This window comes from Cohaesibacter intestini (assembly GCF_003324485.1).
GTDB classification, from domain to species: Bacteria; Pseudomonadota; Alphaproteobacteria; order Rhizobiales; family Cohaesibacteraceae; genus Cohaesibacter; species Cohaesibacter intestini.
Genome location: NZ_QODK01000010.1, coordinates 1 through 13,637, shown reverse-complemented (window position 1 = coordinate 13,637; position 13,637 = coordinate 1). Strand labels below are relative to the sequence as shown.

At 51.7% G+C, this 13,637-nt stretch carries 16 protein-coding genes; 3 read left to right on the top strand and 13 right to left on the bottom strand.

Annotated elements, in window-relative coordinates:
• Positions 1-4: 4 nt before the first annotated feature.
• The 13 genes from DSD30_RS20715 to DSD30_RS20660 form a co-directional block, all read right to left on the bottom strand.
• Positions 5-751: a TVP38/TMEM64 family protein gene (locus DSD30_RS20715; RefSeq protein WP_114011668.1), complete on the bottom strand. Its 747-nt coding sequence runs from the start codon at positions 749-751 to the stop codon at positions 5-7.
• On the bottom strand, positions 748-1,488 hold the full coding sequence (locus tag DSD30_RS20710; RefSeq protein WP_114011667.1) for a DsbA family protein: 741 nt from the start codon (positions 1,486-1,488) through the stop codon (positions 748-750). The genes DSD30_RS20715 and DSD30_RS20710 overlap by 4 nt, the downstream gene beginning before the upstream one ends.
• A 29-nt stretch (positions 1,489-1,517) precedes the next feature.
• On the bottom strand, positions 1,518-2,993 hold the full coding sequence (locus DSD30_RS20705; protein WP_157967810.1) for a multicopper oxidase domain-containing protein: 1,476 nt from the start codon (positions 2,991-2,993) through the stop codon (positions 1,518-1,520).
• On the bottom strand, positions 2,990-3,472 hold the full coding sequence (locus DSD30_RS20700; protein WP_114011666.1) for a c-type cytochrome: 483 nt from the start codon (positions 3,470-3,472) through the stop codon (positions 2,990-2,992). Before DSD30_RS20700 ends, DSD30_RS20705 begins: the two co-directional genes overlap by 4 nt.
• An 8-nt stretch (positions 3,473-3,480) precedes the next feature.
• The gene (locus tag DSD30_RS20695; protein ID WP_114011665.1) at positions 3,481-4,152 is read right to left on the bottom strand and encodes a L,D-transpeptidase; all 672 of its coding nucleotides are present in this window, start codon (positions 4,150-4,152) and stop codon (positions 3,481-3,483) included.
• A complete protein-coding gene (locus tag DSD30_RS20690) occupies positions 4,149-4,436 on the bottom strand; it encodes a hypothetical protein (RefSeq protein ID WP_114011664.1) in 288 nt (95 codons plus the stop codon). Before DSD30_RS20690 ends, DSD30_RS20695 begins: the two co-directional genes overlap by 4 nt.
• Before the next feature lie 161 nt (positions 4,437-4,597).
• Positions 4,598-4,963 carry a hypothetical protein gene (locus DSD30_RS20685; RefSeq protein ID WP_114011663.1) on the bottom strand — a complete coding sequence of 122 codons (366 nt, stop codon included), beginning with the start codon at positions 4,961-4,963 and terminating at the stop codon, positions 4,598-4,600.
• A gap of 8 nt (positions 4,964-4,971) precedes the next feature.
• Positions 4,972-6,375, bottom strand: coding sequence for a multicopper oxidase family protein (locus DSD30_RS20680; RefSeq protein WP_114011694.1), 1,404 nt, complete (start codon positions 6,373-6,375; stop codon positions 4,972-4,974).
• 1 nt (position 6,376) lies between these two features.
• Complete coding sequence (locus DSD30_RS20675; RefSeq protein ID WP_114011662.1) at positions 6,377-7,267, bottom strand: c-type cytochrome; 891 nt, start codon at positions 7,265-7,267, stop codon at positions 6,377-6,379.
• Between the two features lie 3 nt (positions 7,268-7,270).
• Positions 7,271-7,882 (bottom strand): c-type cytochrome, encoded by a 612-nt coding sequence (locus DSD30_RS20670; protein WP_114011661.1) that lies wholly within the window; start codon positions 7,880-7,882, stop codon positions 7,271-7,273.
• Between the two features lie 47 nt (positions 7,883-7,929).
• On the bottom strand, positions 7,930-8,280 hold the full coding sequence (locus tag DSD30_RS21680) for a hypothetical protein (protein WP_157967809.1): 351 nt from the start codon (positions 8,278-8,280) through the stop codon (positions 7,930-7,932).
• A gap of 3 nt (positions 8,281-8,283) precedes the next feature.
• Positions 8,284-8,685, bottom strand: coding sequence for a Cu(I)-responsive transcriptional regulator (gene cueR / locus DSD30_RS20665; RefSeq protein WP_114011660.1), 402 nt, complete (start codon positions 8,683-8,685; stop codon positions 8,284-8,286).
• Positions 8,682-8,849 carry a hypothetical protein gene (locus DSD30_RS20660; RefSeq protein ID WP_157967808.1) on the bottom strand — a complete coding sequence of 56 codons (168 nt, stop codon included), beginning with the start codon at positions 8,847-8,849 and terminating at the stop codon, positions 8,682-8,684. Before DSD30_RS20660 ends, cueR begins: the two co-directional genes overlap by 4 nt.
• Before the next feature lie 164 nt (positions 8,850-9,013).
• On the opposite strand from DSD30_RS20660, the gene DSD30_RS20655 reads away from it, so the two are divergent.
• The 3 genes from DSD30_RS20655 (at position 9,014) to DSD30_RS20640 (ending at position 13,473) form a co-directional block, all read left to right on the top strand.
• Complete coding sequence (locus DSD30_RS20655) at positions 9,014-11,500, top strand: heavy metal translocating P-type ATPase (RefSeq protein WP_114011658.1); 2,487 nt, start codon at positions 9,014-9,016, stop codon at positions 11,498-11,500.
• 603 nt (positions 11,501-12,103) lie between these two features.
• The gene (locus DSD30_RS20645; protein WP_114011656.1) at positions 12,104-12,568 is read left to right on the top strand and encodes a DUF411 domain-containing protein; all 465 of its coding nucleotides are present in this window, start codon (positions 12,104-12,106) and stop codon (positions 12,566-12,568) included.
• A 356-nt stretch (positions 12,569-12,924) separates the two neighbouring features.
• Positions 12,925-13,473: a recombinase family protein gene (locus tag DSD30_RS20640; protein WP_114011655.1), complete on the top strand. Its 549-nt coding sequence runs from the start codon at positions 12,925-12,927 to the stop codon at positions 13,471-13,473.
• Positions 13,474-13,637: the final 164 nt, after the last annotated feature.

Below are 13,637 nucleotides of genomic sequence, written 5' to 3'. Positions count from 1 at the left end.
ATCCTTATCCGTTTTGTGATGATCGTCTGTCCTGAAGCCACTTCACCGCATATCCAGCAGCAGGAAGAAGAGAGAAGGCACCTGCAACAAAGACCCAACTCATGAGGTCGTTTCCTTCCGTCGTTACCCATTGATCACCAATGTGAGCAAGAAAGAAGCTCATAGGCATAAGGCCAAGCACAGTTGCAACCGAGAAGTTGAACAAAGACAGTTTGGTGAGCCCTGCGGCATAACTGACTGCGTCGAATGAGACAAATGGGATCAGTCGAGCAGCGATCACAGTCAGCATGAGAGCGCGCTGAGAGGGCTGCAAAAAGTGTCGATCAGGTAGAACAGACCATTTGCGAACGAAGTCCTGCCCCAACCATCGGGCCAATAAGAATGCAATTACAGCCCCCAACGACGCTCCGAGAACGACACTTACCGTTCCCCCAATATGCCCATAGGCGGCACCGGCGGCAACAGCGATTGGTGCTGAAGGCAGGGGACTAAAGACCACGGCCGTTGCCATCATTCCAACAATCAGCAAGGGACCCCAGTGGCCAACCTTTTGGACAAGACCGCCGATTGCATCCTTGTCGAAAAACTCTAGGAGGCTCTTTCCAGTCTCACTGGTGAAGACAAGGACAATGATCAAAAGCAAGAAGAACACCACCGCCAAGCGCAGCATCTGTCCTTTCACAAACGGTTCCTTATGACGCTTGGGCATACTCTTCCGCTTGTGATCTGACGTCAGGCGGGCATCCGTCATTCTTTTGCAGCCTGAACTTCTCTGGCTTCGTCGATCATATCTTGAAGTTGGTTGGGCGAAATCAATCCAGGAGCGACATTTTCCCCAACGACAAAGGATGGTGTTCCGGAAAAGCTCAGCAGCTGTGCAAGCTGCATCGATTTTTCGATATGGGCGTCAATCTGGGGAGTCTTCATATCAGTTCTTAGCTTGTCGACATCCAACCCTACATTCTCTGCGGCTTTAATGACAACGGCTTCATCGATCCTGCCGCGAACCTCCATTAACTCCCAATGCAGCTCTTCGTATTTTCCCTGTTCTCGGGCAGCCAAGGCTGCTCGCGCCGCGAACATCGACCCTTCGCTCAGGATTGGCCACTCCCTATAAACGATCCGTAAATTCGGATCATTCTTGATGGCGGCCTTGATCATCGGCACTGCACTCTTACAGTAAGGGCAGTTATAGTCAAAGAACTCAACAACCGTGACATCCCCATTTGGGTTGCCGAGCACAGGCGCATTTTCGTCCTGCTCAAGAGCCACAATCTGACTCTGTATGACTGCTTTTCTTTCTTCCCTTTTTGCCAGTTCTTCCTTTTCCTGAAGCAAGGTAATGGCGTCGCGGATGATCTCGGGATTTTCCAGAATGGCTTCAAGTGCGAGCTTCTTGATCTGATCACCTGTCAGTTGGTCACCCATCGCCGAGATGGGTGTGAAGGCGATTATGGAGGCGGCGAAAATTGTGGTTAGAGATTTCATGATAGAATCCTGATTTTTGAAAAAATTGGCTAGACCACGGCAAATTGACCCATCATTCCCGCATCCTCATGCTCCAGAATGTGGCAGTGATACATGAAAGGTTTTTCCCGGCTCGCCGGTTTGTCGAAGCGCACCAAAAGATCGATCTGGTCCTGCACTAAAACAGTATCCTTGAGGCCTTCATTGTGGCGCTGCGGACTGCGTCCGTTTTCTGACAGAACCTTGAAGACGGCGCCGTGAATGTGGAAGGGGTGGGATAGCATGGCGCTGGAAACTCGCCATGTCTCTGTTGATCCAAGAGCGACTTCAAGATTGACCTTATTCATATCGAACGGCTCCCCGTTGATGGCAAAGCCTCCTCCTCCCATCATGCCCATCATCCCCATGTCCAGCGAAAATGAGCGTGTTCTGATGCTATCTTCTTCCCTGAGGGTGATATCTGCACCGTCCAACTCATCAGGGAATTTGGTAATCCGGGCTTCCATACGCTCGTCGACGGCGAATGGCAGGATTGCAAAGTCTCTGTCCACGAACTGATCAACAAAACCGCGCATGCGCCCCATCATGCCGCCGGGCCCCTGATTTGGATCACCCCCACTCATGAGCATGGCGGGTTTCCCGTCAGAGAAATCCACCAGAATTTCAGCACGTTCTCCAGGAGACAATGGTAAGTTGGACATCGTTGCAGGCTTCGCCAAGAAACCGGCATCCGTCGCGATCAACTGGAACTCCCTGTTATCTTCGAAAAACAACGAATAGATCCGCGCGTTGGATCCATTGATGAGACGGAGGCGAACAATCCCGTTGGGCACGGCTCCGACTGTTCCATATTGCCCGTTGACCAGCATGGTGTTGCCGGTAAAACCATGCATCAGATCAGGCATGGACAAGCGGTAGGACACAAAGCCACTTTCATTGATGCGGCGGTCCTGAAGAACCAGAGTGAGATCATCGATTCCATATCTGTTAGGCAAGTCTCGATCATCATCCCGGCCATCAGTCAGGTGAATGACCCCAGCCAAACCCTTATGGACATCATGGGCCGTTCTTTCATGAATATGAGTGTGGTACCAGACAGTTGCCGGTGGCTGGTCAATCGTGATTTCCGGTGACCATTCCTCGCCGCGATTGACCGGGATGTGAGGCCCTCCATCATGATCGCCCGGAACCAATAGCCCATGCCAATGCACACTAACCGGCGTCGGCAACTCATTTCTGATGACCGGGTTGAAGTCCCCTTTCTCGAGTACCAATGTCGGGCCTAGATAGGACTGATTGAAGCCAAAGGTCTGGTTTGAAGCATTACCCACAAAGACGGTATTCCCCTTTTGAGCGACCAACTCGGGAGATCTGTCGGCCCTTGCATCGAGCAATGGTGGCATTTTCAGCCTCGGCATGCCTTCAAGATCAGCGGCTCTCATTGAGCTGCTGCCTCCGAAGGTATAAAGACCAACGGCTCCGAGCCCCACGACTGAAGTGGCTGTCAGAAATTGGCGCCTATTCATGGTTTGCTCCTTTCGGCTGCCAATGCATTCCTTTGATCGTGAACTCCCCGAATCTCCTCAGACCAAGCGCTCTTGATAAAAGACAGAACTGCGACGATTTCCTCGTCGCTCAGGATGTCCTCATAGGCAGGCATATTGGACTTGTGGTTCTTGAGTTTGGCGAATTTGACCAGACCAAATTTGGTCAGACCGAACAGAACATCATCAGGGTGGTGCCATGTATGTCCGGTTTCATCATGAGGTGGAGCCGGCAGGTATCCTTCCTCATTCGGAGTTTGCCAGTTCGGCTCACCCTCCAGTTTTTCGCCATGACAGGAAGCGCAGTTATCCGCGTAAACTGTCCGACCAAGCGAGACGATTTTCTTGTTACTTGGCTTCAGTAAAAATGGATCGGCCTGTTGAGTGACGAAGTAATATCCCCCTAGCCCCAATGTCATCAGGGCCATGGTGAGCGTCGCGATTAGAATTGGCTTTTTCATAGCGTCTCCTACAGCACGACAATCGGTGTCTGATTTGGCACACGGCGGTGAAGGTCGACAATATCCTGATTGAGCAAACGAACGCAGCCAGATGAGACAGCCTTCCCTATGGACCAAGTCTCGGCTGTTCCATGCAGTCGATAGAGGGTGTCCTTGCCGTCTTGGTAAATGTAGAGGGCGCGCGCTCCCAATGGATTCTTAAGACTTGGCGGCATGCCGCCATTCTTCCAGCTCCACTTTTCGAGCTCCGGCTGTCTTGCGATCATCTCTTCAGGCGGTGTCCATGTTGGCCAAGATGCTTTTCGGGCCACGGTTGCGCGCCCTGACCACTCAAAGCCAGCACGCCCTAATCCGACGCCATACCGGATCGCCTTGCCATCTTCCTGAACGAGATAGAGGAAGTAGTGTTTGGTATCGACGATCAGTGTTCCAACCTTCTCGTCGGTTCGATAGGAAACGACCCGTCGGAGATATTTCTCAGGAATTTTGTCAAGATTAATGCCTGGTAGCGGAAAGCGCTCATGCGGCATCGGACCATACATGGTGGCATAGGGGCTCGGAATGCTGGGCGCAGTTGCAACCGAGCCTTTGGTGGTGCGGTTACACCCCGCCAATGTGCTTGCCGCCAGAATGGAAGATCCAATCATAAAAGTGCGACGTGAGAATTGGGGTTTGTTCATCGAGGCTCGGCTTTCCCTTTGGAGGCCAACTGATGGTCGGCTTGGTGGCAGGAGCGCCCCATCATGCGATGCATGACCAAATGCATGACGAAGCATCCAGCGATAGGTGCAAGGCTTAATAGGGCTTTCGGCAAAGTCTGCTCTTGAGAGTTGCCTGCAAAAGCGATACCCACACCGATCACCATCAATGCGCAGCAGGCTGCCATAAACCAGCCATGTGAAGTTTTGGGAAGAATGCGCTCCAGCAAGGTGCTGGAACCGACCTCATTCTTTGCATTTTTCATATTACGTATCCTTGTCGGCACCGCGCATACAATGCGTGGTCGGACGACCATTCATCATTCGATTGTCTTGAAGATATGCCCATCTACCGCATTCATCTGCAGAAATGCGTACCAGCTTAAAAGCATGCTGACAGTGTACAGAAAGGCAATTTGAATGAGGCTTACGCTATTGGAGGACGTAGAACACTCGTTTTCTGCGCAAGGAACATAGAATGCGTCACCCCATCACCGAAGGCCGGAGACGAAGAGTAAAAAGCAAACTCATTTGACGAAAAGTAATAGGAGCAATCAACAGAACAACGCAGCTCTTCGATAGCATTCGCGGCCATATCCTGATCACAGCAATCATGTGCACCCGTCATTGCGGTGATCATTTTATTCTCGACAACAATTTCATGTGCGTCAACCACAGACAGGCTGGTTTCATGATGATCGACCGGCAGATAGGCAGCACCGAACATGGCTGCGAAGGAAAGCAGCATGAGGGCAGCGACGAAGCGCTGGAAAGTTCGGTGCATCTTGATCATGGTCTCACTTACGCGACTGTAAACCAGGTTGTCATGCCAGAGGCAGCATGCTCAAGCATATGACAATGTATCAGCCATTTGCCGGGATTGTCAGCAACAAACGCAATCTTGGTGGTCTGCTCTGGTCCGATGAGGAAGGTATCTTTCCAAGGGCGACCCTCATCAACGACACTACCCTCCCGCTCCAATATTTGGAAATGATGTCCATGAACATGCATTGCATGAGCGAAAGCTGTATCATTGATCATCTCTATGACGATGGTCTCATCACGGTTTGCTGCAAAGAATGGATCCTCGGCCAGATTGGCGATAGTATTGAAGGCCCAAAACTGTTTGGTTCGGGGGAAATCCTGCCCCTCAAGCTCCTTGCCCTTATAGATGATCTTGTCGATCCTCCCCATTACCCCACCCGTCATATGAAGTTTGAAGTGTTTGGCGCTGTCAAGATTAGGCTCCGGGATCTTGTTAGGCTTCAAAACCGGAATTGGGGCAGCTGAGTTGGATGACCCCGTCACCTTGAAGGTGGCATAGGGAAAGGGCTCGCGGCCCGACAGCTCTTCAAGGGCGAAGTCGCCACCTGCTTTTGGGATAACCAACAGATCAACCCTCTGGGCTGAACCTAACAAGAAAGGTTGATAGGTCAACACTTTAGGCTTTGCGAGCGGCTGGCCATCATAAGCCAAAATCTTGGCATCAAACCGATTGGGATCCATCTCAAGAATGCGGGCATTGCAGACATTGATGAGGCGCAGACGATAGGCCTCTCCCTCCGTCAGTTCAAAGTCCGGCATGCTCTGACCGTTGACTGTGAGCCAGTTGCCAAGTCGTCCACCATGGCTCCAATCCATCATGGCTCCCATCGACCGCTCATCAAGCTGACCTTGCTGGTTGAGACGCCAATCGTCAATAACAAGGGTAAGATCATGGTCGGGATCGAAGGTGGGGTAAGGTTCTTCGACGATCAGAGGCCCGTAAAGCCCGCGCCCGACCTGATTCCAGCTCTTATTGTGGGCGTGATACCAATAAGTCCCGGCATCAGGCACGACAAAGTCATATTCAAATATCTCGCCCGGCTGGACGGGATCTTGCGTTAGGCCGGACACGCCATCCATGTCATTGGCGATGCGAATGCCATGCCAGTGGATTGATGTGGGTTCCTTGAGCTCATTGACAAAACGAACCTTGACCCGATCCCCTTGCTTGACCCGGATTTCCGGCCCCGGGGCCGTGCCATTATACGTCCAGAGTGTTGAGCTTGGTACATCGCCAAGATAGAGCTTTTGCTCTGCCTCCATGGCGCGTATTTCTATGAAGCCATCCTTGGCATAGGAAATGGACAAAAAACCCGGCATGGTTCCAAGGGTTGCTGCTCCCAGACTGGTCTTTAGGAAGTCTCTTCGATTTATTCTCATATCATTCATCCAGATCCAGCAAATAGATGGCGATGGCTTCCCTGTCCTGTTGGCTTAGAAAGGCCGTTCCATCTCGTACCACTTCTCCCATCGAACCGCCAAACACATCTCCGTTAGGAGTGAGGCCTGTTTGCAGCGCATAGGCCAAGCTGTCCTTATCCCACCCCCGGCTCTTCAAAACATCAGCGGTGATGGCTGGAGATTTTCCACCGTCGGGCAATCTGTCAGCTCCGTGCAAAGCGGCCTCGGCCTGCCTTGCTCCTAAAATGTTACGGGGGGTGTGGCATGCCGCGCAGTGAGCTGGGCCTTCAACGATATATTGGCCACGCTGCCACATCTCGCTCTTGCCTTCCTTGGGTATCAATGGCGTCTGATCGAAAAACAATGCCCGCCAGAGCTTGAGCGAGGCCCTCACATTGAATGGAAAGCCGAGATCTTGCGATTTGGAGGCCTCATCGACGGCAGGCACGGTTTGGAACGCGGCCCAAAGATCGGCAACATCCTGATCGCTCAATTGGGCATAAAAAGGATAAGGGAAAGCCGGGTAATAAGGCTTCCCGTCCGGGGACACGCCCTGACGAACCGCCTTGGCGAAATCATTGACCGTCCAACCACCGATACCCTCGGTCTTGTGGGTCGTCAGGTTGGGTGAATAGAAGGTTCCAAAATCAGTTTTTAAGGCCAAGCCTCCTGCCAGCGGCTTGCCTCCATCCTTGATGTTGGTGTGACAGGCAATGCATCCGGCCATTCGCGCAAGATAGGCTCCCCGCTCAGGGACACCTTTCAATGTATCCAGATCAGGATCCCGACCAATTGGCCATTGATCAAGTATCGTGAAAGCAGCCCCGGACAATACCAGAGCCGCAATCACCAGAAGTCCTAGCTTCTTCATGGGCTATTTCTTCTCGATACGGAAATCGGTGTGACAGGCTGAGCAGGTCTGAACCATCATAGTGAAGACACCCTGCACAGGCATCTTGGCGAGACTTTCTGGGCTGAAATGATCATCACCCATCATCTGGCCCATCATGCCTTTGCCTCCCATCATGGGAGATTGACCGTCCATCATGGCACCCATGCCTTTGCCAGACCCCATACCAGATCTCATGCCTTGCCCCATCTGAAGACCATTGTCTGCCGCTAGGCCAAGGCCTTCGGCAAAGTTCTCCAGCTGTTTGGCAAGCACAGTGAAACGCTCCCAATCGGTCCAGATTTCCGGTTTGGCCTCAGTAGGCTTATCGAGTGAGCCTTCAGGAAACGCCTTGGTCAGCGCGTCGCCGGCATGTTTTTGGATGATAGAAGCCTGCTCACGCACGGTCGTAGCATCATAATCTGCCTTACCCTGCATCATATCCTTTAGAACCTTGACGGCATCGCCCATCATGCCCATTGCATCCATCCGTTCCTTGACGATGCCGCTTGCTCCACCGTGAGCAGAAACAGAAACAGGGAGAGTGGTGGCAGAAATGATTGCGATAACTGCGGTAGAAAAGATCAGTTTTTTCATTTGATGATCGCCTATTGATTGAAATTGGAAACTTGCTTCATTTTCAATCAGGCGAGACGGGGTGGCGGTGGTTCAGGAGATAGGACACGTGGAATCAGATCAACAATCGATTTGCCCGTTACCCTCTCCTTGCCACTAACAGATACGATGATTTGCTGAAAAACCAAGGTCAGGATCGGCGCTCCGCAATGGATAGGCCCTTCACTGCTCCCTTGTGTCTTATCATCATGATGATGGGATACATCATCGTCGTGATCATACGCGTGGTGATGATCATGGCCGGTAGGGATAATTTCATGAGCATGACTGAAGCTTCCTCCCGTCAGGACAAGGGCGAGCATGCCAAGCAATGTCAGCACCAACCCAGATGTCCGGTAGAAGGAGGCATTCAGCGTCATTGTCTATTCCGAGCCCTTGTTGTCCATAGCCAGTCCGTCCAGAATGGGACAATCCGGCTTGTCGTTGCCGTGGCAATTGTGGGCGAGCTCCGACAATGTGTGGCGCAAGCTCTTTAGCTCAGCGATCTTTCTGTCGATCTCTGTGATCTTGGACATAGCAATGGACTTCACATCAGCGCTGGCGCGGTTCTCATCATCATAGAGAGACAAGAGCAAGCGACATTCTTCAATGCTAAAGCCAAGAGAACGAGAACGCTGCAAGAAAGACAGTCGATGGATGTCATTGTCTGAATAATCCCGATAGCCATTGGCCGTGCGGGCCGGATTGATCAGATTGATGTCTTCATAATAGCGAATGGTTTTGGTGGGCAGATTGCTGGCTTTGGACGCATGACCGATATTCATTTTTTGTTTCTCCGCCCTATTGCCCCATAGGTGCTTCTCAGATTTTCAATCTCTTCTTCCGTGAAACCAAGTTCAGCCGCCTTGAGCAATATTCCGTGATGGATAGTGTCCCCCTGCCCAAGCATGTCTGTTTCCTGCTGACTTCTTTCTTGTTTCTCGGTCACAACAAACCCTCCGTACTTCCCCATAGTAAGGCTTCCACCTACTGGAAGGTCAAGCATTGAAAGTTGGACCAATAAATCTTTTTCGCGCCCTTGACCTTCCAGTTGCCGGAACTCCTATCTTAGCGGTCAGACGAAACGACTTCAGGTCAAAAGCAGGAAAAACCATGTCTCAGTCAATCAGCGATACCTATCAATTACAAGGGATGTCCTGTGCGTCTTGCGCTGGACGGGTGGAAAAAGCCGTAAAGAAGCTGGATGGCGTTTTGGATGCGACCATTAATCTCGCCAATCAGACCGCCATTCTGACGCTGGATCGCCCAGTTGAACAACAGGTGTTGATCGAAACGTTCAAGAAAGTCGGATATCCAGCAGTAACAAGAGAATCGCGCTTGTCCATTGCCGATATGTCCTGCGCTTCTTGTGTGGGCAAGGTAGAGAAAGCATTGCTTGCAACTCCCGGCGTTCTTGAAGCGTCGGTTAATCTTGCTGCTCAAAGCGCAACCATCAGTTATTGGGAAGGGCGCACCGGCCCAGAAAAGTTGGCCGCAATCGTTTCCAAGCTCGGTTATTCGGCAAAACCGGAAGGATCTGACCAATCCCTTGACCTTCAGGCAGAACGGGAAAAAGAAGCGGACATCCTCTTCCGCCGCTTCCTTGCGGCAGCCATTTTGACAGCTCCCGTTTTCCTGTTTGAGATGTCCTCTCATTTCATCCCAGGTGCAAAGGAACTATTTGCCTCGCTGTTGTCTGAAAAGACCAGCCATATCATGCAGTTTATTCTGACCAGCTTGGTCCTGTTTGGACCTGGACGTCTTTTTTACCAAAAGGGTTACCCGGCTCTCGTTAAGGCCACACCAGACATGAACTCCCTTGTGGCTCTGGGCACGACTGCCGCCTACGGCTACTCCACACTCGTGACCTTTGCCCCTGACCTTTTGCCTCAAGGCACACGCATGGTCTATTTCGAAGCGGCGGCGGTGATTGTGGTTCTCATTCTTCTGGGACGCACGCTGGAGGCACGCGCCAAGGGTCGCACCGGGGAAGCAATCAAGAAACTGATTGGCCTGCAACCCAAAACCGCCCGCATTCAGACAGAGAACGGATTACAAACCATCCCGGTTGAGGCGTTGGAACGGGATATGCTGGTGGAGGTTCGCCCCGGAGAACGGCTACCGGTAGACGGTATTGTCATCGATGGCATCTCGTACGTCGATGAGAGCATGATAACCGGTGAGCCCATCCCGGTTGAGAAAACGACAGACAGCCCAGTCACGGGTGGTACGGTCAATGGCTCTGGAGCACTATCTATTCGAGCGACCAATACAGGGGCAGATACGGTCCTCGCCCAGATCATCAAGATGGTGCAGGACGCCCAAGGGACCAAGCTACCTATTCAAGGACTGGTCGACAAAATCACCAGCTGGTTCGTACCCATCGTCCTTGGCATATCGGCCCTGACCATTGTGACATGGCTCATCTTTGGCCCAGACCCGGCGCTCAGCCTTGCGCTCGTGGCCGGAGTTGCAGTGCTGATCATTGCTTGCCCATGCGCCATGGGACTGGCCACACCCACCTCGATCATGGTGGGGACTGGTAGAGCGGCTGAACTAGGAGTTCTATTCAAAAAAGGCGATGCCCTTCAATCCCTACATGAATCCCGGATCATCGCGCTCGACAAGACCGGCACCCTCACCAAGGGCAAACCGGAGTTAACTGACATGCATGTTGCCGAAGACCATGAGCGCGAGGACATCCTCTCGCTTGTAGCCAGTCTTGAAGCCAAGTCGGAACATCCAGTTGCAAATGCCATTGTTGAAGCGGCCCAAAAAGAGGATCTGTCTATCGAACACGTGGAAGAGTTCCAAGCCATTCCCGGTTACGGCGTTGAAGGCACCATCAATGGAAATCAGCTCTGGGTTGGTGCGGATCGATATATGATCAAACAGGGCCTCGACATTTCAATCTTCGATGTAGAAGCAGGTCTTTTGGCCCAGCAGGGCAAGACGCCACTATATGCGGCACTGAACGGCGAATTGGTCGCGCTCATTGCGGTGGCTGATCCCATCAAAGAGACGACCCCGGCAGCGATCAATGCCCTACATAATCAGGGTTTGCAAGTGGCCATGATCACAGGCGACAATCAGGCGACAGCACAGGCCATCGCATCGACATTGGGCATTGACCATGTGGTGGCTGAAGTTCTCCCCAATGGCAAGGTGGACGCTATTAAGGCGCTAAAGAAAGAGGGTAAGTCTGTTTCTTTTGTTGGCGACGGCATTAATGACGCTCCTGCGCTTGCCACTGCCGATGTCGGAATCGCGATTGGCACCGGGACTGATGTGGCCATTGAAAGTGCCGATGTGGTGCTGATGTCTGGGGATCTGAGAGGCGTTGTTAACGCGCTGGATATAAGCCGCCGCACCATGCGCAATATCCGCCAGAATCTCTTCTGGGCATTTGGCTACAATGTCTTACTGATCCCTGTGGCTGCGGGACTTCTCTATCCCATCAATGGCATGCTTCTCTCCCCAATGCTGGCGGCAGGAGCCATGGCCCTGTCAAGCGTATTCGTGCTCAGCAATGCTCTTCGCCTCAGGTGGGTAGAGGCGGTTTTGTCTTCAACCATTGAAATCGAAAGGAGCAACTCATGATGAGTGGATACGAAATGGGGTTTGGTATGGGTGGTTTTGGTATGTGGATTGGCCTGATCATTGCGCTGTTGATCATCGCGGCATTGATCAAGTATCTGATGAGCTAACCGCACCCAAACCAAATGACTAAAATCAAAACGGTTCAACGATATATCTGATAAACAGCGTTCATGCGTTTTACTGTCAACATCATTCTTGTCGCGCTGTTTCTGGCCTTGCCCGTCACCGTTAATGGAACGTCTGACGTCGTGACTCATAGTGATACGGATCTGACGCAATCCTATGCTACGATTATGACGTCAGCACTGTATTACGATGATACCTGCACCAGTCTAGGGCCCAATTGCCAATCCGAAATATCGATTTGCATGATGGATTGCTGCCTTATTGCAGCACTCAATCCCACTGCAATTCATTTGGATCATCATTTCCATGCCTTATGGAACAAGAACAAGGTACTGGCAGCATTCAATCCAAAGACGGGTTTCCGCCCTCCCATCGTCTGACCTGTGCATATCGTGCGTAAATTCTGCACGAATGGTTTCTCTATTTCTCAAGTCACATGAATACCTCTCTAATCAGGGGAGCGGGAAAGGCACGAACATGTCCCTCAAAAAGAATCTCTTGGTATCCCTGTTTGTCGCAGGCGGAATTGCCCTCACGTCTCAAGTTGGTCTAGCTAAATCCAATACGATGACGGTCTACAAAAACGAATTTTGCGGATGCTGCGGCGGCTGGATAGCGACTCTTGTGCAGCTTGGCTACAAGATTGAGAGCAAAAATATCGAAGATCTCGATTGGGCAAAACAAAAGTTCAGTGTACCGGAGGATATGGAAAGCTGCCATACAGCCGTGATTGACGGCTATGTCGTGGAAGGCCATGTCCACCCGACGGCGCTGGCAAAAATGCTGAAAGAACGCCCAGACATTAAAGGCATCGCTGTCCCAGGCATGCCTGACGGAGCACTCGGAATGGAGTATGATGCCAATGCACAATACACCGTTTATGCGTTCGGAGGATCCTTGGTCAACAAGACCGAACCCTATTATGAAGTCGGCAAGAAATAGGGCTTAATGACAGTGGTTGGCCGGTGCAAACTAAAATCGGCCAATCTCTAGCCTTCGCATGTTTGGCGATTATGTAACTATGCTGAAACGTCACTTTACGGACCGGTTGCGTGTATCGAGCGCCCTGATTGCCAATAGAGATCAATCCAAGTTGAGAATAGCAAATGACCTCCCACCCGGTATTTAAATCCACCACTAGGATCATGTAACTTCAGATCCAGCTAAAGCCAGTGTTTGCGTCACTTCAAGGTATACCCTGCCGTGACAGGCCATTGTTACACCTCAGGGCGTCACATCAGGGTTGACAGTGACTATTTGTCACCTGCTAGCCTCAAGCCTAAACCCTGAGGTGACACATGGCAAAAATAGGCTACGCCCGCGTCAGTACGCATGAACAAGATCTGGAAATTCAACAAAATCGGCTTGGGGCTGAAGGCTGCGGTTTGATCAGGTCAGAAAAGGTATCTGGAGGAAGCCGCGAAAATCGTGCCGAACTAGCTACAATCCTAGAGTTCCTTCGCCCCGACGATGAGCTGATCGTGACCCGCCTTGATCGGCTTGGTCGTGATACCCGCGATGTTCTAAACATAGTTCATGAGTGCGAGCAGAAGGGTGCATTCGTGACCGTCCTCGACCCTTACGTTTCCACTAAGGGCGACATGGGCCAGATCGTCATGACGGTCTTGGGTATGGTAGCTCAGATGGAGCGACGGTTCATCAAAGAACGACAACGCGAAGGCATCGAACGAGCGAAGACGCAGGGCAAGTACAAGGGCGGCCAACAACGCATTGATCGAGGCGAAGTGATACGCATGAGATCTGACGGATTGGGGCCAAGTGCCATTGCTAGAGCCCTCGGCTGTTCCCGAATGCAGATCTACAGAATTCTTCAAGCGAATGCCTAGCCCCGCTCCTCACTATCTGAGTATCAACTGGTAAAGAGGGCGAATGGTGTTGAAAAAGTAGCTGTTGAAGTAATCGCTTGGTCCTGATTCAATCCTTTTAGGAAAAGGGGGGATTTGCGAATGCTGGGACCGAGGCAAGTTGCGCAGGCAGCGCTCTTTTACGA